Source organism: Luteipulveratus mongoliensis (assembly GCF_001190945.1).
Lineage (GTDB): Bacteria > Actinomycetota > Actinomycetes > Actinomycetales > Dermatophilaceae > Luteipulveratus > Luteipulveratus mongoliensis.
This window is the reverse complement of record NZ_CP011112.1, coordinates 567,551-590,882: the sequence shown is the minus strand read 5'-3', so window position 1 is coordinate 590,882 and position 23,332 is coordinate 567,551. Positions and strand designations below refer to the sequence as shown.

Annotated in this window: 21 protein-coding genes; 11 read left to right on the top strand and 10 right to left on the bottom strand. The window is 68.2% G+C overall.

The features are described from left to right. Window positions 1-54 precede the first annotated feature (54 nt). From VV02_RS02760 to VV02_RS02750, 3 genes are all read left to right on the top strand, one after another. Complete coding sequence (locus VV02_RS02760; protein ID WP_052589637.1) at window positions 55-624, top strand: hypothetical protein; 570 nt, start codon at window positions 55-57, stop codon at window positions 622-624. A gap of 78 nt (window positions 625-702) precedes the next feature. Beyond that, complete coding sequence (locus VV02_RS02755; RefSeq protein WP_052589636.1) at window positions 703-2,253, top strand: LLM class flavin-dependent oxidoreductase; 1,551 nt, start codon at window positions 703-705, stop codon at window positions 2,251-2,253. Further along, the gene (locus tag VV02_RS02750; RefSeq protein ID WP_052589634.1) at window positions 2,253-2,579 is read left to right on the top strand and encodes a winged helix-turn-helix transcriptional regulator; all 327 of its coding nucleotides are present in this window, start codon (window positions 2,253-2,255) and stop codon (window positions 2,577-2,579) included. Before VV02_RS02755 ends, VV02_RS02750 begins: the two co-directional genes overlap by 1 nt. A 12-nt stretch (window positions 2,580-2,591) precedes the next feature. On the opposite strand, the gene VV02_RS02745 is transcribed toward VV02_RS02750, so the two are convergent. Next, complete coding sequence (locus VV02_RS02745; protein ID WP_052589632.1) at window positions 2,592-3,548, bottom strand: NYN domain-containing protein; 957 nt, start codon at window positions 3,546-3,548, stop codon at window positions 2,592-2,594. 128 nt (window positions 3,549-3,676) lie between these two features. On the opposite strand from VV02_RS02745, the gene VV02_RS02740 reads away from it, so the two are divergent. Genes VV02_RS02740 through VV02_RS02725 form a run of 4 tightly spaced genes read left to right on the top strand, consistent with a single transcriptional unit; the run spans window position 3,677 to window position 7,098 of the window. Then, window positions 3,677-4,294, top strand: a complete 618-nt coding sequence (locus VV02_RS02740; RefSeq protein ID WP_083449857.1) for an anthrone oxygenase family protein — start codon at window positions 3,677-3,679, stop codon at window positions 4,292-4,294. Next, window positions 4,291-5,478, top strand: coding sequence for a nucleotide sugar dehydrogenase (locus VV02_RS02735; RefSeq protein WP_052589630.1), 1,188 nt, complete (start codon window positions 4,291-4,293; stop codon window positions 5,476-5,478). The genes VV02_RS02740 and VV02_RS02735 overlap by 4 nt, the downstream gene beginning before the upstream one ends. Before the next feature lie 30 nt (window positions 5,479-5,508). Further along, on the top strand, window positions 5,509-6,099 hold the full coding sequence (locus VV02_RS02730) for a hypothetical protein (RefSeq protein ID WP_052589628.1): 591 nt from the start codon (window positions 5,509-5,511) through the stop codon (window positions 6,097-6,099). Window positions 6,100-6,156: 57 nt separating this feature from the next. After that, window positions 6,157-7,098: a hypothetical protein gene (locus VV02_RS02725; protein ID WP_052589627.1), complete on the top strand. Its 942-nt coding sequence runs from the start codon at window positions 6,157-6,159 to the stop codon at window positions 7,096-7,098. Between the two features lie 10 nt (window positions 7,099-7,108). Here VV02_RS02725 and VV02_RS02720 read toward each other — a convergent pair whose 3' ends face one another. Genes VV02_RS02720 through VV02_RS02710 form a run of 3 tightly spaced genes read right to left on the bottom strand, consistent with a single transcriptional unit; the run spans window position 7,109 to window position 12,336 of the window. Next, entirely contained in the window at window positions 7,109-9,916 is a 2,808-nt protein-coding gene (locus VV02_RS02720; protein WP_052589625.1) for an alkaline phosphatase family protein, read from the bottom strand. 3 nt (window positions 9,917-9,919) lie between these two features. Beyond that, window positions 9,920-11,368 carry an ABC transporter permease gene (locus VV02_RS02715; protein ID WP_218917337.1) on the bottom strand — a complete coding sequence of 483 codons (1,449 nt, stop codon included), beginning with the start codon at window positions 11,366-11,368 and terminating at the stop codon, window positions 9,920-9,922. Next, window positions 11,365-12,336 (bottom strand): ABC transporter ATP-binding protein, encoded by a 972-nt coding sequence (locus VV02_RS02710; RefSeq protein ID WP_052589624.1) that lies wholly within the window; start codon window positions 12,334-12,336, stop codon window positions 11,365-11,367. Before VV02_RS02710 ends, VV02_RS02715 begins: the two co-directional genes overlap by 4 nt. 124 nt (window positions 12,337-12,460) lie before the next feature. On the opposite strand from VV02_RS02710, the gene VV02_RS02705 reads away from it, so the two are divergent. Beyond that, a complete protein-coding gene (locus VV02_RS02705; protein ID WP_052589622.1) occupies window positions 12,461-13,135 on the top strand; it encodes a hypothetical protein in 675 nt (224 codons plus the stop codon). A gap of 68 nt (window positions 13,136-13,203) precedes the next feature. Further along, complete coding sequence (locus VV02_RS02700; protein ID WP_052589620.1) at window positions 13,204-14,619, top strand: PepSY-associated TM helix domain-containing protein; 1,416 nt, start codon at window positions 13,204-13,206, stop codon at window positions 14,617-14,619. 59 nt (window positions 14,620-14,678) lie between these two features. Here the strand turns inward: VV02_RS02700 and VV02_RS02695 are convergent, their stop codons facing one another. Next, a complete protein-coding gene (locus VV02_RS02695) occupies window positions 14,679-14,978 on the bottom strand; it encodes a putative quinol monooxygenase (RefSeq protein ID WP_052589619.1) in 300 nt (99 codons plus the stop codon). Between the two features lie 110 nt (window positions 14,979-15,088). Here VV02_RS02695 and VV02_RS02690 point away from each other — a divergent pair, with 110 nt between their 5' ends. Next, on the top strand, window positions 15,089-17,401 hold the full coding sequence (locus tag VV02_RS02690) for a molybdopterin-dependent oxidoreductase (RefSeq protein WP_052589618.1): 2,313 nt from the start codon (window positions 15,089-15,091) through the stop codon (window positions 17,399-17,401). On the opposite strand, the gene VV02_RS02685 is transcribed toward VV02_RS02690, so the two are convergent. The 4 genes from VV02_RS02685 to VV02_RS02670 form a co-directional block, all read right to left on the bottom strand. Continuing rightward, window positions 17,382-18,446 carry a sensor histidine kinase gene (locus VV02_RS02685; RefSeq protein WP_281177284.1) on the bottom strand — a complete coding sequence of 355 codons (1,065 nt, stop codon included), beginning with the start codon at window positions 18,444-18,446 and terminating at the stop codon, window positions 17,382-17,384. The two genes, VV02_RS02690 and VV02_RS02685, sit on opposite strands and share 20 nt — an antisense overlap. A gap of 10 nt (window positions 18,447-18,456) precedes the next feature. Continuing rightward, window positions 18,457-19,134 carry a response regulator transcription factor gene (locus VV02_RS02680; protein WP_052589616.1) on the bottom strand — a complete coding sequence of 226 codons (678 nt, stop codon included), beginning with the start codon at window positions 19,132-19,134 and terminating at the stop codon, window positions 18,457-18,459. 167 nt (window positions 19,135-19,301) lie between these two features. Continuing rightward, window positions 19,302-20,585, bottom strand: a complete 1,284-nt coding sequence (locus VV02_RS02675; RefSeq protein WP_218917336.1) for a serine hydrolase domain-containing protein — start codon at window positions 20,583-20,585, stop codon at window positions 19,302-19,304. 100 nt (window positions 20,586-20,685) lie between these two features. Beyond that, a complete protein-coding gene (locus VV02_RS02670; RefSeq protein ID WP_052589614.1) occupies window positions 20,686-21,180 on the bottom strand; it encodes a hypothetical protein in 495 nt (164 codons plus the stop codon). A 145-nt stretch (window positions 21,181-21,325) separates the two neighbouring features. Between VV02_RS02670 and VV02_RS02665 the strand changes: the two genes are divergently transcribed. Beyond that, window positions 21,326-21,820: a hypothetical protein gene (locus VV02_RS02665; RefSeq protein ID WP_157063242.1), complete on the top strand. Its 495-nt coding sequence runs from the start codon at window positions 21,326-21,328 to the stop codon at window positions 21,818-21,820. Between the two features lie 23 nt (window positions 21,821-21,843). On the opposite strand, the gene VV02_RS02660 is transcribed toward VV02_RS02665, so the two are convergent. Beyond that, a complete protein-coding gene (locus VV02_RS02660) occupies window positions 21,844-23,316 on the bottom strand; it encodes an MFS transporter (protein ID WP_052589610.1) in 1,473 nt (490 codons plus the stop codon). Between the last annotated feature and the right edge of the window lie 16 nt (window positions 23,317-23,332).

Genomic DNA, 23,332 nt, shown 5'->3' with positions numbered 1-23,332 from the left:
CCCACCTGCCATGAGTCGGTGGAATGGCCTTCCTCATCGGCCTAATCTGCCGGTATGAGCTACGAGGTTCGCGCCTTGGACGAGTCGACGTGGGACGCCTTCTCCGCGCTGGTGGAGCACAACAACGGGGTCTGGGGTGGTTGCTGGTGCATGGGCTTCCACCCGGAGGGTGTCGGCCACCCGGGCCAGACGCGAGAGGGCAACCGCCAGGCGAAGCTCGCGCGAGTCTGCTCCGACAGATCGCACGCAGCCCTGGTGTTCGAGGGTGACGAGTGCGTGGGCTGGTGCCAGTACGGGCCGCCCGCGGAGCTCCCGAACGTCAAGAACACCAAGGCCTACGAGAAGGAGCTCACCGATCTGCCCGACTGGCGGATCACCTGCACGTTCGCGGGTAAGGGACACCGCCGCAAGGGCGTGGGCATGGCCGCGGTCCGGGGTGCGCTCGAGGCCATCCGGGCCGCGGGTGGCGGTGTCGTCGAGGCGTACCCCGAGCAGGTCGAGGACCGTAAACCCCAGCCCGGCGCGTTCTTCCACACCGGGCCGGAGGACCTCTTCACCGAGCTCGGGTTCACCCGCGACCGCAAGATCGCCAAATGGCGCTGGGTCATGCGGCTCGAGGTCTAGGGGCCGCTCAGGCGATGGAAGGAATACCACTCCTGCTTTCGTAGTTACTCTGATAACCAGAGCGATGAGGAGTTGGCGATGACGGACTACGGGCAAGAGCTGAGGTTCGGACTGTTCCCGAACCCGGACGCGACGCGGGTGCCGGAGCTTCTCGCTCTGGTCCAGCTGGCGGAGGTCGAGGGTCTCGACCTCGTCTCGATCCAGGACCACCCCTACCAGGCTCGTCACCTCGACACCTGGACCTTGCTGTCGCTGCTCGGTGGTCGTACGAGCGAGATCACCTTGGCGCCCAACGTCGCCAGCCTGCCGTTGCGCCCACCGGTCGTGCTCGCGAAGTCAGCGGCGACGCTCGATCTGCTGACCGGCGGACGCGTCGAGATCGGGCTCGGAGCGGGTGCCTTCTGGGATGCGATCGTCGCGGCCGGTGGGCCACGCCGCGCCCCACGCGATGCGGTCGATGCTCTCGACGAGGCCGTACGACTCATGAAGGAGTTCTGGGCCGGCGGCTCGCTGCATTTCGCCGGAAAGCATTACCAGGCAACGGGATTGCACGCCGGACCGCGTCCCGCGCACGACATCCCGATCTGGATCGGTGCGTACAAACCACGCATGCTGCGTCTCACCGGCAGGCTCGCCGACGGCTGGGTGCCGAGCATGGGGTACGTCGAGCCGGACTCTCTTCCCGCGATGAACGCCGCCATCGACGAGGCTGCCGAGAAGGCCGGCCGTGCGCCCGCCTCGATCCGGCGGATCTACAACATCAACGGGCGGTTCGGCTCCGGCGGCGGTCTGCTTCAGGGAGACCCGCGCGCCTGGGCAGAGCAACTCGCTGCTCTCACACTCGAGCACGGCATGAGCACCTACATCCTCGGCACGGACAACCCGGACGACGTCCGCCGGTTCGCCACCGAGGTCGCGCCGGCCGTACGCGAGCTGGTCGACGCGGAGCGCGCTCAGCCCTCCGGCTCGTCAGAGCTGACACACGAATCCTCCACTGTCCCAGCGGATTCCGCTCCCCTAGCGGTGAGTGCGACCCAGGACGACGGAACCCGCCTCACCGGTCAGCTCGCCTGGGACGAGGCGTCCCGGCCGACGCACGCCGAGCCGGGAGGCGCGTCCTACCCGTCGAGCCTCCAAGGACAAGCACAGCACCTGGTCGACATCCACGACGGGCTGCGCGCCGAGCTGGAGCAGGTACGCAAGGTGCTGAAGCAGGTGCGCGAGGGCCACCTCACGGTCGGCGCAGCGCGGTCGGTCATCAACACCATGACCATGCGGCAGAACAACTGGACGCTCGGTGCGTACTGCGAGTCGTACTGCCGTGTGGTGACCGGTCACCACACGCTCGAGGACCGCAGCATCTTTCCGCACCTGCGACGCGCGGAGCCCGATCTGGTCCCCGTCCTGGAGCGGCTGCAGACCGAGCACGAGGTCATCCACGAGGTTCTCGAGGAGTTCGACAAGGCGCTGGTGCTGCTCGTGACGAGCGACGGTGTCGGCCACGGCGGGCAGGACGCACTCGACCAGGTCCAGCAGCGCCTCGACCTGCTGACCGACACCCTTCTGTCGCACCTCGCCTACGAGGAGCGCGAGCTCATCGGTCCGCTCTCCCGGCATGGTCTGCAGTGATGCATGACCCGAATTCCCAGGAGTGCCAGGCGATTCGGCGGGTTCTCGATGTGCTCGGGCGGTCCTGGGCTGGGCCATTGCTCTGGGCGATGCTCAAGGGGGCCGAGCGCTACGGCGAGATCAAGGCGGGGGCACCGGGCGTGAGCGACGCAGTGCTCGCGACCCGGCTGAGGGAGTTCACCGAGCACGGCCTCGCCGAGCGGCTGGTCGACCCGGGTCCCCCGGTGCAGGTCCGATATGTCCTCACAGACGCCGGCCGGGATACGCGCACACTGCTGGGTGAGCTCCAGGCGTACGCCGCCCGTCACCCCGAGGTGCTGCGCTAACCCTCCAAACGCTCAGCGCAGCCGTACGGACAGCTGGCCGTTGTCGAGCAGCTTGGTCTCCAGGAGGTCGTCATGGCTCTCGACGAACGCCCGGAACGAGGAGAACCCGAGTGACTTCTCCTTGAAGGTCGAGTCCATCCGCTGCATCTGACTCTTCACGCTGGAAGAGTGCTGCCAGCCGTCGTCGCTCTTCTCCGCGCCGACCTGAATTGCCCTGCGCAGCAACGAGATTGCCTGCGCCTCCTGTCCCTTGGAGGACTTGCGGCGGGCCTTGGCCGCCTTCTTGGCGGGCGTCTTGGGTGCCGCCTTCATGCCGTCCGAAGCGTCGGTCGAAGCGTCGGTCGAAGCGTCGACTGACGTGTCAGGCGAGCTGTCGGGCTCTGGCGCGGCCTCGACGACGGTCGGATCCGAGACGCCGGGCAGGTCGCTGTAGGAGCTGAAGTCGTCGCACGCCGCGACCAGGGCGCGGCTCGTGGACCCGGCGACCCCGATGCCGACGACATACCGTCCCATTCGTTTGCAGCGCTGCGCGAGCGCGATGTAGTCGGAGTCCCCGCCGACCACGACGACGTGCGTGATGTCGGCGTGCTGGAACAGGTCGTCGATGGCGTCGATCGACAGCCGGATGTCGGCGCCGTTCTTAGTGCCCGACGTGGCGAACAGCTGCACCAGGTCGACGGCCCGGTCGATCAGCTGGCGCTTGTAGGCGGCGTTGGCCGGGACCGACCAGTCGGCGTACGCCCGGGTCTGCGCGACCGTCCCGAACGATGAGGCGTAGTCGATGATCGCGCCGAGGTCGACCTCCGCCTCCGCGAGGCGACGGGACACGTCACCGTCCGAGCCGTCGCCGGGGGCGTGACGACGCGCCTCGTCCCGCCGCCAGTGACCAGAGCCGTGCACGTCGTCGTAACGCGAGATCACCATGTTGTCGAAGTCGATGTACACAGCAACCCGCGAACCATCACTCATGGCCCGACCCTAGCCGCGCCACCCGGACGCACGGGTATGCGAGCGCGACGCTCACGTATGGCTGCTGGGGGTCCTGGCGACCAGATTGGAGGACACGCCATCGTCCGACCGATTGAAGGGAAATCATCATGACTCACCAGGGACCGCCTCCCCACATGCCAACGGCGAAAGCCGCCCGCCGCGACTGGCTCGGCCTGGCTCTCGGCGTCGCACTCATCGCACTCACCGTCCCGGCCGGGCTGGTCTACACCTTCTCCGCCGCGGTGATGCCCAACCTCGCTGACGCCGACGACCGCACCTTCTTCGAGGTCATGCAGGGCTACAACCGCAATCCGGTGTTCCCCGTCAGCTTCACCGCCGCGTTCCTGCTGCTCGTGGTCGTCGCCATCCTGTCGCGCGGCCGAACCGGCCGCGGATTCGCCTGGGTCGTCGCTGCGCTCGCCCTCTTCGGCGCGGTCTTCATCCTGACGATCGGGTTTCACATCCCGCTCAACGACCAGATCGACAAGGTCGGCGACCCCGCCGTCGCGACTGATCTCGCGCAGGTACGTGAGGACGTCGAAGGCCCCTGGGTCGTGGGCAACCTCCTGCGCGTCGTGCTCGTCACCGCCTCGCTCGGCGCTCTCGCACGCGCGCTCGTACTGCACGGTCGCCGCTCTTCCGGACCGCAGGACCACGGCGGCTCCCCGACGATTCCGTACACCGCCACCCCTCATTCACCCGCACGCGACACAATGCGCCCATGACCAGGATTGCTGTCACAGGGCTCGGTTACGTCGGCCTCTCACTGGCGGTGCTGCTGTCCCGGCACCACGACGTCGTCGGTCTCGACCTCGACGAGGACCGCCTGTCCGTCCTGCGTGAGGGCCGCAGCCCGATCCACGACGAGGAGATCGAGCGCTTCCTGGCCGAGGAGTCGCTGTCCCTCACGTTCACGAGCGACCCGGCGGAGGCGTACGACGGCGCTGAGTTCGTCATCATCTCGACGCCGACCAACTACGACGAGGTCACCAACTACTTCGACACGACCTCGGTCGAGTCGGTCATCCGCGATGTCGTACGACTCGCGCCCGAGGCGACGATGGTCATCAAGTCCACCGTCCCGGTGGGTTACGTCGAGGACGTACGCCAGCGGCTGGGCACCGACAACGTCATCTTCAGCCCGGAGTTCCTCCGCGAGGGACGTGCGCTGCACGACAACCTGCACCCGTCACGCATCGTGGTCGGCGAGGACAGCGACCGTGCCCACCGCTTCGCCGAGCTGCTGGTCAAGGGCGCCGACGCCGACGACGTACCCGTCCTGTTCACCGAGCCCACCGAGGCCGAGGCGATCAAGCTCTTCTCCAACACCTATCTCGCGATGCGGGTGGCGTACTTCAACGAGCTCGACTCGTTCGCGATGTCTCGCGGTCTCTCGAGCCGCCAAATCATCGACGGCGTCGGACTCGACCCGCGCATCGGCACCCACTACAACAACCCGTCGTTCGGCTACGGCGGCTACTGCCTGCCCAAGGACACCCGGCAGCTCCTGGCCAACTACTCCGAGGTCCCCCAGAACCTCATCAACGCGATCGTCGAGGCCAACACGACGCGCAAGGACTTCATCGCCTTCGACATCCTCGATCGGCAGCCGTCCGTGGTCGGCGTCCACCGGCTGCTGATGAAGGCCGGCTCGGACAACTTCCGTGAGTCCTCCGTGCAGGGGATCATGAAGCGGATCAAGGCCAAGGGCGTACCCGTCGTGCTCTACGAGCCCGAGCTGGACGCGGACCTCCTCGACGAGGACGGTCGCTTCTTCGGCTCGGAGGTCTACCGCGACCTCGACGCGTTCAAGGCCGCGGCCGACGTCATCGTCGCCAACCGCGTGGTCGACGAGCTCGCCGATGTCGAGGACAAGGTCTACACGCGCGACCTCTTCGGCTCCGACTGAATCCGCTGGGCCCTCGCTAGGGTTCGGGCCGTGAGCGAGTCGATCTACCACGTGCGGAAGGTCTCGCTGGGCCTCAAGCGCAAGTACCGAGTCTCGGCGGACGACGGCGCCGGCAAGCCGGGTGCGCTGATCGGTTACGCGGAGAAGGAGCTCAAGGTCGCGGACGAGATCGTCATCTACGTCGACGAGGAGCGCACCGAGCGCCTCGCGACCGTCCGAGAGAGCGGCGAAGGGTTCCTCGCCTCACTGACCGGGTATGAGGTTTTCGACGCCCAGGACCAGCGGCTCGGCTCGTTCGGCGTCCTGGTCAAGAAGTCGGTGGAGCGCACGACCTGGGAGGTCGAGCAGCCCGGCATCGGACGTTTCACCGGCACGGAGCGCAGCCTCAAGACCGCCCGGCTGCGACGGCTGGTCAGCCTCGCCGGCGGCACAGCGGGCGAGATTGCCAACGCGGTGACGAAGTATCACTTCGACTTCGCGCGCGACGACGATCAGCTGTTCAGCATCGAGAAGCCCAAGGTGCTCGACGACTGGTACCGACTGACGGTCCACCACGAGTCGCTCGACCGCACGCTGCTGTTCGCGCTGGCCATCACCATGGAGGCCAGGCAGCGCGGCTGACCCCGACCTGTCCCGAGCGGCGCGCGTCTCAGCCTCGGCCGTGACAGCATCAACGCCATGACCGACACGGGGGACTCGACGATGCCGCACGCCCACGAACGATTGCCTGCTTGGGCGGTCTTCCCGGTCGCCGCGCTCCTCTCGTGGGTGATCGGGGCGCTCCCGTGGATCGTGTCGGGGATGCGGCTGGAGATCTCGGACGCCTGGCCGGACTTCCTGCCCGGTCACACGCCTCGAGTGGCGCTGCCCTTCGGCGAGTACGCGGTCCAACCACTCCTCACCGTCGGTGTGATCGGTGGTGCCGCCGCCATGGCAGCCTCGCTGCTCGCCCGTCCGTCCGTACGCCATCCGCGCGTGCTCGCAGCTGCCGGCGCCTCCGTCGGTCTGCTCGTCGCCCTGTGGCAGACCGTCATGGTCGCCGGAGGTTCGCTCGCTGACCTTCGCGAGGCACGCCTCCTCGTTGCCGGGCTCATCGCGACTCTCGTGGTGGCTTCGGCCATCGGGATGGTCGCGGGCGCCGGACTGGCCGCCCATCGCGGACTGGTGTGGCCGCTCGGCGGTGCACTCGTCGCGAGCCTTGCCGGCCCCTGGTTCAACGACCTCGTGCACCGGGGCGTCATCAACCCGAGCTGGACCAATGGTGTGGCCAAGTGGAATCTGTGGATCGGTGGGGTCGTGCTCGGGCTCGTCCTGGCGGCGTACGGCATCCAGCGAACGCACCTGCCGGTCTGGCTGGGTGCGCTCGCCGTCCTCTGGGTGATGCCTGCAGCGCTCATCGCGCTGAACTACGTGACCTACTACGGCACGCGCAATCCGATCCGCAGAGGCACGGTGAGCGAGGTGCTCGACGGCGGCCGTGACGTCTTCGTCAAGGCGCTCGAACCTCACACTCACGTCATCGGCCCACTCATCCTGGCCGCGGTGATCGGCGTGCTCGGCGAGGTCGCCCGCTCGGCCCGCTCGACGCCCGCCTTGTCGGCGGACGCCCCTGCTGCCTAACGGAATTCGCTCATTCGTTGTCGTTGCTGGGGATGTACGCGCCGGGCAACTGAGTGGGTCCGTAGATCGCCTTGTCGCCCGGGTAGGGCGTGGACCAGTGGTGCGTCTCGTACCAGGTGTAGCGGTTCATCTGCTCGGGGTTGGCGTAGTCCGCGACCGCCGCGTTGCCCGTGAAACGTTGCTTCGTGCTCCACGCCTTCCACTGCGCCGCGACGCCACGCTGGGCTGCCGGTACGACTGACTCCCGTGCAGAGTTCGCCGTCACCTTCGCGGCTGCTGCGCCCGTCGTACCGAGCGTGTCCGCACCACAGGCCGGCGGCGTCGGGACGCCCTCGGTCAGCGGCACCTCGTTGGGCAGGGCCGTGAAGGGCGTGTAGTCGGGCTTGGCCTGGAACGCGCCGAACATCGGCGTTGCCGCGGCGAGCTTCTGGTTCAGCGGCTGGGCGCCGAGGATCTGCTGGATCGTCCGGCCGACCGTGATCTGCGAGTAGTACGTGTGGTCGACCGCGCCGTGCTTGGCCCATGGACTGATGATCTGGACCGGTGCACGGTGGCCGTCCACGTGGTCGACGCCGTTCTGGCTGTCGTCCTCGACGACGAAGATCGCCGAGTCCTTCCAGTACTTACTGTGCGAGATCGTGTCGACGATCTTGCCGACCGCGACGTCACCGTCGGCGACCTGGGCACGCGGGTCCGGCGTACCTCCGGTGTGGTCACTCGACAGCCAGAACATGTTGAAGTTCGCCGGGCCGTTCTTCTTAAAGTCCTGCTTCCAGATCTCGGTCCGATACGTGTCTGGGATGTCGGTGTCGAACTTCGGGTATTCGTGATTGGTGATCGCGTTCAGCGACGGGATCGGCGACTGGGTGTCCTGCTTGATCGCGGGGTCCGTCAGCTGGGCCGGGTCGCCGCCCTCGGAGACCGACTTCGCCGCGCAGTAGTACTTCTGCCACGTCGCGCCGGCGGGCTTGGTCTCGAACTGGGTGAACTCGCCGAAGTTGCGAGCCGTCTTGCCGGCCGCCTGCGCCGACGTCCACAGGAAGCCGGTCCGCTGGTGACCCAGGACGTCGTCCTCGGTGTCATAGCTGCGGATGTACTCGCCCGCGCTGGACTCGGTGTACTCCGGGTTGTCGCCCTGCATCAGCCAGTTGTGGCCCTCGGCGGAGTTGGTGCCGATGTCGTACAGGTTGTCGTAGAGCCCGAACTGCTTCGCGAGCGCGTGCTGGTTCGGCGTCACGACCCGGCCGAACTGCGCCAGCGACGCGTCCCCGTGGCCGCGGGTGTCATCGCCGTAGACCTGGTCGTACGTCCGGTTCTCCTTGACCAGGAGGAAGACGTGCTTGATCGTCGACGGGTCACCGATCCGCTTCGGGACCGGGACGGGCGCTGCCTTGGCGCCGGCGGCCTGCCTGACGTCGTTCTTGTTCCAGCCGTTCTGCTCGAAGACCGTACGCGTGAGCTTGGCGATGTCCTTGTCGCTCGGCAGCGTGAAGCGAGTGAACGAGCCCGTGGTGCTGTGCGTGCCGTGGCCGGTCGCCGGGTTGGTGTTCGGGCCGGCGTTGATCGTCACGGCCGGTCCGCGCGCGTCGATCCCACGGGTATTGGTGACGACGACCTTGCCGCCGGCGATCGCGATGTCGGCCGGGTAGTAGTCGGTCGGCAGCAGGCCGATCTGGCTCAACGGCTCCTGCGACCGTCCCGCGAAGCGGTAGACCGCGACCGCGTTCGCACGGCCGAGCGTGACCAGCAGGCGACCGTCCTTGGTCAGGGCGATGCCGGTCGGCTCGTAGCCCACCTTCGAAGACGGTCCCGGCTGGGTGTTGATCGTCTGGACGACCTGGTCCTTGCCGGTGTCGATCACCGAGACCGTGTCGCTGTTGGTGTTGGCGACGAACAGCGCGCGACCGCTCGCGAGCATCGCGGTCGGGTGCAGCCCGACGTCGATCGAGCTGACCGCGCCCGACGGGTTAGCGGTGTCGATCACGCTGACCGTGCCCGTCGTGGACGTCGCCAGGACCGGGTCGGCGGGCACGTTGGTGCCGTACGAATTGATGGTCGTCTCAACGGGTTTCGCCGGACGGCCGCCCTCGTTGCTGACGTACAGCTTGCTGCCCACCACGGCGATCTCGCGCGGTGCGGTGCCCACGGTCCAGGTCTGCTTTACCGCACCGGAAGTCGGGTCGAGCGCGACCACCTTGTTCTGACCGTTGACCGCGACGTAGAGCGTGGAGCCGTCGGCCGAGTACGCCGACTGGCCCGGCAGCGCGGAGGTGGTGCCGACCTTGGCCAGCGGCACCGTCGTCGGCGTACCGAGCGAGCCGTTGTCGTTGACCGGGAAGCGGGTCAGACCGTTGGCCTGCGGCAGCCAGAGCACCTTGCCGTCGGGTGAGTACGTCGGACCCTCCTGGCCGACGGTGGCGTCACTGAGCTTCTGGTTGGCGTCCGCCGCCTTGCCCACGCGCCACACCACCTTGTAGGTGGACAGGTCGATGATCTGCAGCACCACGCTGCGGTCCGTGCTGGTGGCCGCGAGGTAGCGCCCGTCGGGACTAACCGTCGAGCCCATGTACTTGCCGTCGTTGGTCACGAGCCGGTCGCCGATGGGCTTGATGATCTGGTCGCTGGAGATCTGGATCCCCTTGGCGTACTCCGTCCCGACCTGGTTCTCACCGAAGACGTCCGTCGAGGCGTACGCCAGTCCCCCGCCGCCGAGGACGAGAGCTGCGGTGGCCGCCCCGACGTACCTGACCTGGCGGCGGCTGAGACCGAGAGGAGTGCGAGCGCTGTTGGTGCTCAGACGATTTCGCGTGACGCGCATGGATCAACCTTCTTTCGTGACGACGATGCCGGACCGAGGGAGCCTGCGACCTCGGCCGGAGGAGGAGTGGCGTCCAGCAGGCTCAGGCGGGGAGGATGACTGCAGGTCGACGAGACCGTCGATCTGCCACAGAGGATTCGGCGCATCACCGGTCGGGGTCTGCACCACGAAGTAGCCGTTGACTTCCTTGGGCCCGTCGCCGTCGGCCACGAACCGTCCGTCGGCAGCGGCGTCGAGCTGGTAGATCGCCGAGCCCACCGCGGTCGCGCCCGGGATGTGCCACGAGACGACGCAGCGCCAGTCGTTGCCCGGACCGCGGTCCTCCACGCGGGAGCCGCCCTTGTCGCATGCGGCGCTCGCGCGTAGCTGCGCCTCCGTGACGTCCGGCCGGTGCAGCTCGCGGGCCTGCAGACGGTAGAGGTGCGCGTACGACGTCGCGAGCGTCCGCTCCAGCTTCGCCTTCTCGATCCCTGACCCGCTCACCGGAGTGGCCACGGCGATGACGCCGACCGTCACCGCAGTGAGCACGACGAGAGGAACGACACCGGCGACCAGCAAGCGGCGGCCGGAGCCGTCGTACGCCACGTCGGTGAAGTCGCGACGCATGAACAGCAGGTACGCCAGCGCGGTCACCACCACGATCCACACCACGCTGACGACCAGCCCGACGACGAGCGGTCCCTTCTGCGTGGGCGTGGTGAACAGGCCGCGCCAGGCGAGGAAGGCCTGGCTCGGCAGCGCCAGCCGGACGGCTACCGGCAGCGGCAGCAGCTGGACAAGCTGCAGCACGAACGCGAGCAGCGCCGGCGCCAGCAGACCCATCGGCGACCGACCGAGGGTCACCGAGCCGAGCAGGCCGACCGCCGCGAATGTCAGCGTCGCCAGCAGCACGTAGACCCACGCGAGCAGCACCATCCGTGCTGTGTGCCCTGGATCGAGCAGCAGACCATCGAGGCCGACGAGCGCATCGTTGCCGACGGCAACCAGACCGCCGACGACGCTCGAGACGGCCAGACCGGTGACCATCACGACGATCACGGTGACGCTGGTGAGCGCCTTGGCGACGAAGATCCGGCGCGGCGAGCGCACCGCCATGACCAGGTGACGCCAGGTGCCCAGCCGGTCCTCGGCGGCGAAGACGTCACCCGCGACCAGCGAGGTCAGCAGCGGCAGCGCCCAGTTGCAGCAGAAGGCCAGCACCACCAGCGAGCCGGCCCAGCCGGTCGAGTGCATCCACCGGCCGAACACGGTGTCGTTGGGCAGCGTGCTCTGCTTGCTGACGACAGCGACGAACAGCGCCGGCACCACCCAGCACGCCACCAGCACGAGTCGAGTCCGCCACTGGGCGAGCAGCTTGACGAGCTCGAACCGGTAGGTGGGGACGAGGCCGGCGCGCTGCGTGCCCTGCTGCTGCTCGGCCGACGCCGCCGGGGCGTCGATGGTTGCGGTCATGACGCGTCCTTCTGCTCGGACTTCTCCTCGGCCGGGGAGTCGTCGGCGCCGGTGAGCGCGAGGAACGCGGCCTCGAGTGGCGGTACGACCGGGCCGAGCTCGCGGACGGCAATGCCTGCGCCGACCACTTGCGCGACGAGCGCATCCATCGTGGCGACCGAGCCGCGGACCACAACGGCGCTGTCGTCGCGGAGTGCGCCCGCGCTGAGAACGACCTCGAGTCCTGTTGTCGCAGAAGCGATTCGGCGGGCCGCGGCCGGGTCGGAGGTCACCAGCCGGTAGTCGAGGTCACCGCTCTCCGCAGCCAGCTTGGCGACCGGACCAGTGAAGACGACGCGACCGGTGGCCAGGATCGTCACCTCGCCACAGAGCGCGGCGAGGTCGTCCATCCGGTGGCTGGAGATCACCACCGCCACGCCCTGCGCGGCGAGGTTGCTGAGCACGCGATGGACGTGGCGCTTGCCGGCTGGGTCGAGTCCGTTGGCGGGCTCGTCGAGGACGAGCAGGCGCGGCTTGGTCAGCAGGGCGGCGGCCAGACCGAGCCGCTGCCGCATTCCGAGCGAGAACCCGCGGAGCCGATCGTCCGCGACGTCCGTGAGGCCGACCTGCTCGAGAGCCTCGTCGACCTCCGACGCGCGGGAGGAGGCGTACCCCCGGAGCGCGGCGAGAGCGGCGAGGTTCTGCCGGGCGGTGAGCGACGGATAGAGGCCTGGCCCGTCGACGAATCCGGCGACACCGTCGGGTACCCCGAGGACGCGACTGACCGGCGTACCCATGATCTCGAGCGTTCCCTCGTCAGCGATCGAGAGGCCGAGCAGGAGTCCGAGCAGCGTGGTCTTGCCGGCACCGTTGGGACCGACGAGCCCGTGCACCTGCCCGCCCGGGATGTCCAGGTCGACACTGTCGAGGGCGACGACATCGCCGAAGGACTTGGTGATCCCGCGAGCCCGCGCAGCGGTCGTCTCCATCGGTGGCCCTCCGTCTCATAGATGCAAAGAGAACCTAGGCATCGTGGGTGTCGCCCAGCGGCCCCGGAACACGAACATTCGGCGAACGATGGCCGCGGGGCTCGGACGGCTAGGCTCGGCGCTCATGACGCCGCGGCCGCCTCGCCTGGGAGCGAGCCTGGCTCGCTCCTTCGCGATCGCGTGGCTGGCCGCCGCCGCCTCGACTACGGCCCACCTCATGGCCGGCGGCGCCGTCCCCCGCACGGCGAGCGCGGTCGCCGTCGTGACCTTCCTGTCCTTCGTCGGTCTCCCGCTCACCCGACGTGAGCTGACCACCGGCCGGACGACGTGTCTTCTCGCGGTCCTCCAGGTCTTGGTCCACGTCGCCCACATGCTGTCGGCGGGACGACCCAGCCCGGTCCATGGTGGGCACGGCCACCTGGCGACGAGCGCAGCGCCGACCCAGACGTACGACCACACCGGTCACGACATGGGTGCCGCCGATCTGCTGCCGACGCCGACCATGCTGGTCGCGCACGCTGCGGTAGCCCTGCTGATCGGCTGGGTGCTGAGCCGCTCCGAGGGCGCGTGGCGTTTCGCGTGTGCCGTGTACGCCGTCCTGAGCGCACTGCCCGCCGTCGCCCGCGCGCGACTCACGGTGCTGCGGCTCGGCTCGCTCCTGTTCGTGTACGCGGGGCGCCCGAGTGCCGTACGGACCTCCCCTCTGGGTGTGGGCTGGCGCCGCCCGCACGCCCTGCAGACCCTGTGGTCGCCGAGCCGTCCGGCTCGTCGCGGGCCGCCAGTTCTCCGCTTCGCCTGATTCCTCTCTTCGCCGACGGTCCATCGACTGCGTCGGCGATCCATCGTGCGTTGCCCCAAGGAGTACTGATGTCTGTTCTCGACGACCCTGTCCGCCTACGACCCACCACACCGATTGCCCGGAAGCCCCGCACCGCCGGCCTGTTCCGGTCCTTCTGGCGATGGCATTTCTACGCCGCCGCGATCGTGATCCCGGTGCTGCTCGTCCTGGCGGTCACCGGTCTGATCTACCTCTTCCGGTTCCAGCTCGAGCCGCTCCTCCACGCCGACCTGATGCGCGTGGATCACCAGTCCGGTCAGGCCATCCAGCCGTACGAGACACAGCGTTCGGCGGTCGCCGCGGCGAACCCGACCGCAACGCTCGTGTCGATGACCGAGCCAGGTGCACCGGACGAGAGCACCCGTTTCACGCTCACGACCAGCTCCGGCGCGACCCGGGACGTCTTCGTGAACCCGTACACCGGCAAGGTCCTGGGCGGGCTGAACCCGGACACCACAGTCAGCGGCATCGCGGTCCGCATCCACGGCGACCTCATGGCCGGCCGTACCGGCGAGCTCATCATGGAGCTCGGCGCGTGCTGGGCGATCGTCATGGCACTGACGGGCTACTACCTGTTCTTCAAGGGGCGGCGGGCTCGAAAACGCCAGCGTGCCAACGGAACTCCCGCCTCCCGCCTCCGCAGCAACCACGCGCGGACCGGCGCCCTGATCGGCGGTGGCCTCCTGCTGCTGGTCGTGTCGGGCTTGCCGTGGACCGGCTTCTGGGGTGCACAGGCGCAGCAGCTGGTGACGGCCCGCGGCACGTCCTTCTGGTCCGACGATCACGGGGCCATCTCCAACCCGACCTCGACGCTGGACGAGTCACTCCCGCACAGCCACCACGTGGTGCCGTGGGCTCAGGAGAAGTCGCCCGTTCCCCAGTCGGGCTCGGCGGCATCGGTCGCCAACGTCGACACGACCGTCGCGGTGGCCGACCGGAAGGGGCTGGCACATCCGGTGACCGTGGTCTGGCCGGCGGATGGCAAGGGCGTCTACTCGGCCATCGGATACGCCTTCAACGACCCCGGCCGAGAGCGCACCGTGCACGTCGACCAGTACGGCGGCGGCGTGGTGAGCACGTACGGCTACGACAACTACCCGGCCCTGGCCAAGGTCGTGTCCCAAGGCATCGCGCTGCACGAGGGACGCAGGTTCGGCACGCTGAACATGTGGCTCACCACGCTGTTCTGTCTCGGCGTGATCGTCTCGTGCGTCACCGGTCCGATGATGTGGTGGCGTCGTCGGCCTCGCGGTAGCGCGGAGCTCGGTGCCCCGCGTGGGCGGCTGCCTCTTGCGACCACGCCGGGCCTCGCGGTGCTGGTCACGCTGCTCGCGGTGTTCCTGCCCGTGTTCGGCGTCTCCCTGGTGATCGTGCTGCTGCTGGACCGGTTCGTGCTGAGTCGGCTCGCATCGACCCGGCGGTTCTTCGGAGTCCAGGCAGCCTGACAAGACGTACGTTCCGCGGCGCCTCCCAGCGTGAGGCGCCGCGGGTCGTACGACGGGGGTCAGCCCTCGTGCCCGAACAGGGACCGGATGTCCGCGATGTCGTACTCGGCGACCGAACCCGACAGCATCGCCGCACCCTGCTCATCGCTGGGGCCGCTCCCGCGGAACGCCTCGACGGCGGTCTGGGACTCCCACCGCTCGAAGACGTTGATGCGACCAGGATCGACGATGTCGGCGGCGATGGTGAAGTCGAGACATCCGGCCGCGGTGCGAGCCTGCGCGACGACACTCACGCACTCCGCGATGTACGCATCGCGCTGCGACGGCTCGACGATGAAGTATCCGGCGACGATGACCATGGATCCGCTCCTCTGCTGGTGGCTCCCCGACTCACGATGCCATTGGTTTGCTCTCTCGCGTCCGACCTCGCGACGTACTGTCGTAAGCGGGACGAGCGAGGAGATCCGCGATGACTGACGTGACGATCGCAGGACGCAGGGTCCGTGACACGGACGGCTGGGCGCCGAGCGCCTGCATCCTCTGCGAGTGCAACTGCGGGATCGAGATCAAGGTCGGCGATGACGGGCGGTCGTTCGACAAGATCCGCGGCGACCATCAGCACCCGACGTCCGAGGGCTACACCTGCAACAAGGCCCTCCGGCTCGACCACTACCAGAACGGCAAGACGGACCGGATCACCCAGCCGTTGCGACGGCGGGCCGACGGGACGTTCGAGGAGATCGACTGGGACACCGCGATCCGCGAGGTCGCCGCGCAGCTCGGTCTGGTGCGCGACACCCACGGCGGGAAGACGATCTTCTACTACGGCGGTGGCGGGCAGGGCAATCACTTGGGCGGCTCGTACTCCACCGCGACCACGCGAGCCTTCGGGTCGACCTATCGCTCAAGTGCGTTGGCGCAGGAGAAGACTGGCGACTTCTGGGTCAGTGCGCGGATGCTCGGCGGCATGACCCGCGCGGACGTCGAGCACTGTGAGGTCGCCTTCTTCATCGGCAAGAATCCGTATCAGTCGCACGGGTTCCCGCGAGCGCGAGCGGTGCTGAAGGAGATCGCCAAGGACCCCTCGCGGTCGATGGTGGTCATCGACCCCGTGCGGACCGAGACTGCCGAGCTGGCCGACTTCCACCTGCAGGTACGGCCGGGCGGCGATGCATACGTCCTCACCGCGATGGCGGCCGTGCTCGTGCAGGAGTCGCTGACGGATGTCGCCTGGCTGGCCGACCATGCAAGCGGCGTCGACGAAGTCGTCGCAGTGCTGAAAACCGTTGATATCGCTCGGTATTGCTCGCTCGCTGACGTGCCCGAAGATCTTGTACGCCGCGCCTCCCGGCGTATCGCGTCCGCCTCCTCGGTCGCTGCCCTCGAGGACCTCGGCGTACAGATGGGTCGCGACTCGACGCTCGTGAGCTACGTCGAAAAGCTGATCTGGCTGCTGACCGGCAACTTCGGGAAGTCGGGCGCGCAGTATCGCTCGTCGAGTGTCGTTCCGCTCGGTCGTGATCGCGGACACCCGGCCGGCGAGGGTCCGGTGAGTCCGGTGGCCAAGGCGCCGATCATCAGCGGTCTGGTCCCGTGCAATGTCATCGCTGAGGAGATCCTCACCGATCACCCGGACCGCTACCGAGCGATGGTCGTCGAGAGCGCGAATCCCGCTCACTCCCTTGCGGATTCGGCCAAGATGCGATCAGCGCTGTCGTCGCTCGAGCTGCTCGTCGTCATCGACGTCGCGATGACCGAGACGGCACGGCTGGCCGACTACGTGCTGCCCGCACCGACCCAGTTCGAGAAGTGGGAGGCGACGTTCTTCAACTTCGACTTCCCGCGCAACATGTTCCATCTGCGGCGCCCGGTCGTCGCCGCCCCGGACGGGCCGCTGCCCGAGCCGGAGATCCACGCTCGTCTCGTCGAGGCGTCCGGGCAGCTGACGGACATCGACTACGCGCCCTTGCGTGCGGCGGCGGCTCAGGGCCGCGGTGAGTTCGCGATGGCGTTCCTGACCGCGATGGGTGATGCGCGACTCGCCAAGCTCGCACCTGTCCTTCTCTATCGCACCCTCGGGCCGACCTTGCCCGACGGAGCTGCGGCCGCCGCCGTGCTGTGGGCTGCCGCTCACAAGTGCGCCACCGACAACGCCGCCGGTGTGAAGCGTGCGGGCTACGGGGAAGGTCCGGCGGCGGGTGAGGCGCTCTTCGACGCAATTCTGGCCGGCTCGCACGGAGTCGTCATCACCGAGGACGACGAGGCGGAGATCTGGCGCCGGGTCAAGACGCCCGACGGTCGGGTCCAGCTGGATCTCCCAGAGCTGCGGTCAGAGGTGGCCGCACTGGCCGACCGTTCGCCGGCCGATGACGATGACTGGCCGTTCGTCCTCGCGGCAGGCGAGCGCCGCGCCTTCACGGCCAACACGATCATGCGCGACCCGACCTGGCGACGACGAGGTGCGGACGGCGTACTGCGCATCAGCACCACGGACGCCGACGGCCTCGCACTCACGACCGGCGATCGCGTACGACTGACCACCAAACGCGGCACGGTCGACGTCTCGATCGAGACCACCGACACCATGCGCTCGGGACACCTGTCGCTGCCGAACGGCTTCGGGCTGACGGTGCAGGATGCCGACGGCACTGTGACGACGGGAGTCGCGCCCAACGAGCTGACGGCTGCCGAGGACCGCGATCCGTGGGTGGGTACGCCCTGGCACAAGTACGTCCCCGCCCGGCTCGAGGTCCTCGAATCCGCTACTCCCCCAACACTTTGAGCCGCGGCAGTCGAACCGTGACGACGAGTCCGCCAGTCGGGCGGGGTGTGAGGTCGAGCGTGCCGTCGTGCGCTCGGACGATGCTGTGCACGATGGCCAGCCCGAGGCCGGCACCGACGTGCTCGTGCGTACGCGCACGCTCGGCTCCGCGTTGAAAGGGCTCGGTGAGAGTGCGCACCCGGTCAGGCGCGAGCTGAGGACCGGTGTTCTCGACCCTCAGCACGCTCGCGTCGGGTTGCGACTCGGTGTGGACCGTCACGGTGCCGCCGGCCGGGATGTTGTGGACGATGGCGTTCTGAACGAGGTTCATCACCATCTGCAGTGCGAGCGCCGCGGAGCCGACGGTCCGGGTCGTCTCACCCGTCACGTCGAGCGAGATCTCGCGCTGCTCGGCAAGCGGGAGGAGTGTTTCGGCCGCCTCTTCCGCGATGAGGGACAGATCAACGTGTTCCCGAGCGAAGGACCGTTGGTTGCTGCGACTGAGGACGAGCAGTGCTTCGGTGAGGTCGATCGCCCGGGTGTTGACGACCTGGAGACGGTCGATGAGCCGGGCGGTGTCGAGATTCGGATCAGTGCGAGCCACGTCGAGCAGTGTTTGCGTGATCGCGAGCGGAGTGCGCAGCTCGTGGGAGGCGTTGGCTGCGAATCGCTGCTGCTCGGCATCGTGAGCCTCGAGCTGCGCGAGCATCGTGTCGAAGTCATCGGCGAGCTCGCGGAACTCGTCCTTGCGGCCTTCCAGCCGGATGCGATGGGAGAGCGATCCGTCCGCGGCCAGGCGGGTGGCGTCGGTGATGCGCGTCATCGGGGCGAGCATGCGCCCGGCGAGAATCCACCCGCCCAGGAGACCAAACACGAGGAGGAACACCAGCGCGACTGCCGCGGTCGGCGCAAGAGCGCGCAGGACGGCGTACTTGTAGTCGGGGTCGATGATCAACCCGACGTGCTTCACCCGAATCAGGAACACCCACCCCGCAGCGAGCAGTAGGGCGCCCGCGAGCATGAGGAAGCCGGCGTAGCTGAGGGTGAACTTGAGGCGAACGCTCAACCCGGGCGCCCTACGCACGATCACCGTCACGCGCGTCGATGCGGTAGCCGACCCCAGGCACGGTGGCGATGACCCAGGGCTCGCCGAGCCGCTTGCGCAGCGCAGAGACCGTGATGCGTACGGCATTGGTGAACGGGTCTGCGTTCTCGTCCCAGGCCCGTTCCAGCAGCTCCTCCGCGCTGACGACTCCGCCCCCGGCAGCGATGAGGACCTCGAGCACGGCGAACTGCTTCCGGGTGAGGGCGACGTACTGGCCGTCGCGAAACACCTCACGGCGGAACGGATCCAGCCGGAGGCCCGCGATCTCGCTGACCGGAGGACGGGCGTACGCGCGTCGACGGTCGAGCGCCCGCAGCCGCAGGACGAGCTCCCGCAGCTCGAACGGTTTGGTGAGGTAGTCGTCCGCGCCGATCTCAAACCCGGACGCCTTGTCGTCGATCCGGTCCGCGGCGGTGAGCATGAGGATCGGAATCCCGTTGCCAGAGGCCACGATTCGGCGAGCGATCTCGTCCCCGGAGGGGCCCGGGATGTCCCGGTCGAGGACGGCGATGTCGTACGAGTTGGTGTCGAGCAGCTCCAGGGCCGAGCTCCCGTCGCCGGCGATGTCGGCCGCGATCGCCTCCAGGCGGAGACCGTCGCGGACGGCCTCCGCCAGGTAGGGCTCGTCCTCCACGATCAGCACACGCATACCTGCAGGCTAAGCAGCGCGACATATCGCCGGCGTACGCAGGACTCGCATACGCCGACTACCCCGCTGATGTGACCACTTCCCCTGGTGAGATGACCAGTCATCCCACCAGGGGAAGTGCCCGTTTCGGCGGGGTAGTCGAAGAGGACCGGCGTACGCAGGACTCGTCAGGTCGTGCCGAGGATGGCCGCCATCTCCTGATTGATGATGTCGATGAACGGCGCGTTGTCGTCGTTGCCGAGGATGACGCCCACCCATCCGCTGTCCGGATAGATGTTCCAGCTGGCGAAGCTGCCCGGGTTGACGCCGGCGCGACCGACCAGCCACTGACCTTGCACGATGCTCACCGGGAGTGAGTACGACCCGAACGACGCGTCGGCGGGCACGGACTTGGCACCCGCGTGCGCCGCAAGGCCGCCTCCTTGGGGTCGATGCACGACCTTGGGCCCGACGAACAGCTCGTTGTAATGCGGGTCCAGCGCCGTCCCGTCGTACAGCGCGTTGGCGAACCGGACGAGGTCCGGCGCGGTGGCGAAGCCGGCGTCGCCGGGAGGCGCGATGAAGCTGCGGGCCGCGTTCTTGCCCAGCTGATAGGGGTCCGGGCTGCCCTTGTCGAGGTTGCGGACGGCATCCACGCTGCTGCCATCGGCGATCCGCATGTACGAGTGCGCGATGTGCTCGTCGGTGAGCCACTGCGCCCTGGTGTAGAACGCCGTACCGGTCATGCCACACCGCCGGAAGACGTGCTTCTCGACGTAGTCCCAGTACGACATCCCGCTCACGGACTCGACGATCAGCGACAGGATCCCGACCTCGGAGCCGGCATGCTCGGTGGGCGTCCCGACCGGCGCCGCGAGCTTCGACTGCCGCGACCACTTCTCGTTGTCCGCCTGCACCTCTTCACGGCTGTTGGTGATGCGGTCCAGATCTTCGTCGGGGCTGTTCATCCCGGAGGTGCCGCTGAGCATGTGGTGGATGGTCACCTGCTCGGCGATGTCCTTGTCGAAGCCCTTCAGATGGGCGCCGACGGTGTCCCACAGGTTCAGCTTGCCCTCCTGTGCCAGCTGCAGGATGGCCACCGCGTGGAACGGTTTGCCCGCCGAGCTGAGGTTGAACGCCGTGCCCTCATGGATGCGGATCTTCTTCTCGCGGTCGGCCATCCCGTAGCTGCGGGACAGCACCGTCCGACCGCGATGCGACAGCATCACGACGCCGGAGAACTTGCCCTCGGCAGCCAGCTGCGCGACATACCGGTCGTACGCGCCGCCCGGCCGAGTGGCCGGCGGCACCTTGTCGTACGCCGTGTCGAGTTTGGTTGCGGCGTGGGCGGATTCGCTGCCTAGCAGAGGCCCCGCGACCGCGCCGGCAGCTGCAAGCCCGCTCCAGCCGAGCAGCCGGCGCCGGTCGATCCCCCGCTTGGATTCGTTGTCCATCGATGCGCTGTAGTCCATGCCTCCACTGAAGGCGGCCGACCGTTGCGCCGGCGTATGCGATTTTCGATACGCCCACGACATCCACCGATACGCGCCGAATCTTTTCCTCGGGACCCATTCACCATTCTGAACTACCAGGGACCAGCGTCCGCTCGACGATCTCGTTGTCGCGTGCCTCGAGCAAGAACAGCTTCCGGGTGTCGCCGCGCTCGGCAGCGATGACGCCCTTGACCACGTGGTCGAAGGTGAATGCGGCGAAATCGCTCCGCTGGTCACGATGCGCGTGCGCCCCAGGTCGCAGGAAGTGATCGATGAGGTAGGTCAGCTCCCGCATTGCGTTGTTGGACTTCTCGGTCCCCTGCCACACCAGGCAGCACCCGTCCGGGCACGGCTGCCAGTCACACCGGAACAGACCATCCGACCTCCAGGTGGACCCGGCGCGCGACTCCGGGTGCTCGACCAGAGGCGCGGCTCCCGGGTTCATCGGCACGGCGTACGGGTCGTCAGGGTCGCGGTCGAGCATCCGCGCGTACGAACGCAGCCACTCGACCTCCTCCCGATTGAGCACCGGGCTGATATCGAACCGCCCCAGGTACGTCGTGCTGAACCCCATGGCCTACGCCCCTTCGTCGTGATCCTTGGGGTCAGGAAACCACCAGCGAGGAACCTGCTCGTCGAGATATCCACAGGGACGGCCGACGGGCAGCCCCTGTGGAGAACCCAGCGGCCGCCGAGGCGAGTTCGGGCACTCTGCCCGTATGAATCGGAGAGAGTGGTGGATGCTCGAAGACGCCGCAACGGTGATCGAGTCGATCCTGCAGAAGGCCAAGCCGTCGTACGGCGACGTCGTCGTCGCCCGGGTGGACGCCGACTCCCAAGACGTCGTCGGCACGCACATCATCGAGCAGAAGGTGCCCTTCCCGACGGAGTGGTCGGTGCCCGGCATCGACTCGTCCGTGTCGGAGGCCTTCTGCGAAGCGGCGCACGAGCTGGCACCGCCGCACGTCTGGAGCAAGACGCGCGGCGGTGGCCTGACGGCAGTGTTCATCACCGTCGTCTGCCGCGAGGGTCGAGCGATCGACTCTCGCGACGAGTGGACGTGTATTCGTGACTGGCGCTACTCCAACCACCTCCGCGACGGGTTCGACGGCGACGTCTACGTGGTGACCCCACACGGGTGGGCCGGCCTCATGGATCGCCGCGCCGGACACCACCCTCGACTCGTCCAGCAGCCTCGCCTTCGCGCCGTCTGATCGATCGCGCTCAGCGTCGCGCCTCAGCTCTCCTCGACCTGGCGAGAGTCGGTCAGGCTGAGCGCGCCACCCAGGGCGACCAGGCCGACGATCACGGCGAGTACGGCGTACGTGACGCGCTCGCCGTGGAAGAAGGACGCCACGAGGCTGGCGCTCCAGGTGCCTGCGGGGAGCTGGGCGGTCACGAGTGCGGCGATCAGCGTGCCGACCACAGCCGTGCCGACGCTCGAGCCGACCTCCTGCGCGGTGTCGTTGAGCGCAGCTCCGATCGACGTACGGTTCGCCGGCATCGCGTCGACGAGGGCGACCGCACAGATGGTCATCACCGTCCGCAGACCGATGGTCATCACGACCATCGAGATCGCGATCGCCACGTAGCCGTGCTCGACACCCCAGGCCATCCCCACGAGCGAGACGGTCAGACAGGCGGCGCCCACGATGCAGGCGATGCGGTGACCGAATCGCTTGCCGAGCCACTCCGACAGCGGGGACGCCAGCAGCATCGTCGCGATCATCGGCAGGTTCGCCAGGCCAGCGCGGACCGGGCTCCAGCCATAGGCGTACTGGAAGTGCAGGATCAGGCCGAACATCACCGCGGCCATCGCGATCGCGGTGCCGAGCTGCGCGAGGATCGCGCCGCGGACGGTGCCGTTGGACAGGATCCCCAGATCGAGCATCGGGGCTGCGGTGCGCCGTTCGTGTCGCACCCAGGCGACGACGGCGACCACCGCGCCGAGCGCGCAGGCGAGCGTGATCGGAGCGAACCAGCCATGCTGTACGCCACTGGTCAGTGAGTAGCAGGCCAGGCCGATCATGGCGATGCTCAAGGCTGCGCCGGGCAGGTCGAGTGCGTCTCGGGTGAGGTCCTCGCGGCGGTCGGGCGCCACGCCCAGTCGTACGCCGATGCACGCGATCAGCGCGATCGGCGCGTTGACGAGCAGCAGCCACTCCCAGCGGACGTGGGCCAGCGCGGTGCCGCCGAGCAGCGGGCCGAGGATGAAGCCGGACATGCCGACCACGATCATCACCGTGATCGCGCGCATCCGCAGCGCCTTGTCGTCGAACAGCCGGAAGACCAGCGAGTTGGTGATCGGCGCCATCGCTGCGGCCGCCACGCCGAGGGCCGCCCGCAGCGCGATGAGCTCACCTGTCGAGTGGACGGCGACCACGGCCAGGCTGAGCACCCCGAACAGCGCGAGTCCGATCAGCAGAACCCGGCGGCGTCCGAAGCGGTCGGCCACCGAGCCGGCCGTCAGCAGCAGGCCGCCGAACGTCAGCGAGTACGCGCCGGTCACCCACTGCAGCGCGGTCGTGCCGCTGCCGAGGTCGCGGCCGATCGTCGGCAGCGCGATGGACAACAGTGTGTTGTCGACCATCTCGACGAAGAAGGCCAGGCACAAGGCGGCCAGCGGGATCCACGCCGCACGCAGCGACGTGTAGGTGTGTGGTGCGGGCGATTTCGCCGTGGTGCCACTCGTGGTTGCAACGTCAGTCATGGCGGCCTCCTTCGGG

Excerpts from the sequence above, each read along its gene's own strand:
- VV02_RS02700 (WP_052589620.1), top strand. The coding sequence starts at position 13,204 with ATGTCTGTTCTCGACGACCCTGTCCGCCTACGACCCACCACACCGATT.
- VV02_RS02740 (WP_083449857.1), top strand. The coding sequence starts at position 3,677 with ATGACTCACCAGGGACCGCCTCCCCACATGCCAACGGCGAAAGCCGCC.
- VV02_RS02665 (WP_157063242.1), top strand. The coding sequence starts at position 21,326 with ATGAATCGGAGAGAGTGGTGGATGCTCGAAGACGCCGCAACGGTGATC.
- VV02_RS02705 (WP_052589622.1), top strand. The coding sequence starts at position 12,461 with ATGACGCCGCGGCCGCCTCGCCTGGGAGCGAGCCTGGCTCGCTCCTTC.
- VV02_RS02695 (WP_052589619.1), bottom strand. The coding sequence starts at position 14,978 with ATGGTCATCGTCGCCGGATACTTCATCGTCGAGCCGTCGCAGCGCGAT.
- VV02_RS02760 (WP_052589637.1), top strand. The coding sequence starts at position 55 with ATGAGCTACGAGGTTCGCGCCTTGGACGAGTCGACGTGGGACGCCTTC.
- VV02_RS02725 (WP_052589627.1), top strand. The coding sequence starts at position 6,157 with ATGACCGACACGGGGGACTCGACGATGCCGCACGCCCACGAACGATTG.
- VV02_RS02670 (WP_052589614.1), bottom strand. The coding sequence starts at position 21,180 with ATGGGGTTCAGCACGACGTACCTGGGGCGGTTCGATATCAGCCCGGTG.
- VV02_RS02675 (WP_218917336.1), bottom strand. The coding sequence starts at position 20,585 with ATGGACTACAGCGCATCGATGGACAACGAATCCAAGCGGGGGATCGAC.
- VV02_RS02710 (WP_052589624.1), bottom strand. The coding sequence starts at position 12,336 with ATGGAGACGACCGCTGCGCGGGCTCGCGGGATCACCAAGTCCTTCGGC.
- VV02_RS02735 (WP_052589630.1), top strand. The coding sequence starts at position 4,291 with ATGACCAGGATTGCTGTCACAGGGCTCGGTTACGTCGGCCTCTCACTG.
- VV02_RS02660 (WP_052589610.1), bottom strand. The coding sequence starts at position 23,316 with ATGACTGACGTTGCAACCACGAGTGGCACCACGGCGAAATCGCCCGCA.
- VV02_RS02690 (WP_052589618.1), top strand. The coding sequence starts at position 15,089 with ATGACTGACGTGACGATCGCAGGACGCAGGGTCCGTGACACGGACGGC.
- VV02_RS02680 (WP_052589616.1), bottom strand. The coding sequence starts at position 19,134 with ATGCGTGTGCTGATCGTGGAGGACGAGCCCTACCTGGCGGAGGCCGTC.
- VV02_RS02715 (WP_218917337.1), bottom strand. The coding sequence starts at position 11,368 with ATGACCGCAACCATCGACGCCCCGGCGGCGTCGGCCGAGCAGCAGCAG.
- VV02_RS02750 (WP_052589634.1), top strand. The coding sequence starts at position 2,253 with ATGCATGACCCGAATTCCCAGGAGTGCCAGGCGATTCGGCGGGTTCTC.
- VV02_RS02745 (WP_052589632.1), bottom strand. The coding sequence starts at position 3,548 with ATGAGTGATGGTTCGCGGGTTGCTGTGTACATCGACTTCGACAACATG.
- VV02_RS02720 (WP_052589625.1), bottom strand. The coding sequence starts at position 9,916 with ATGCGCGTCACGCGAAATCGTCTGAGCACCAACAGCGCTCGCACTCCT.
- VV02_RS02755 (WP_052589636.1), top strand. The coding sequence starts at position 703 with ATGACGGACTACGGGCAAGAGCTGAGGTTCGGACTGTTCCCGAACCCG.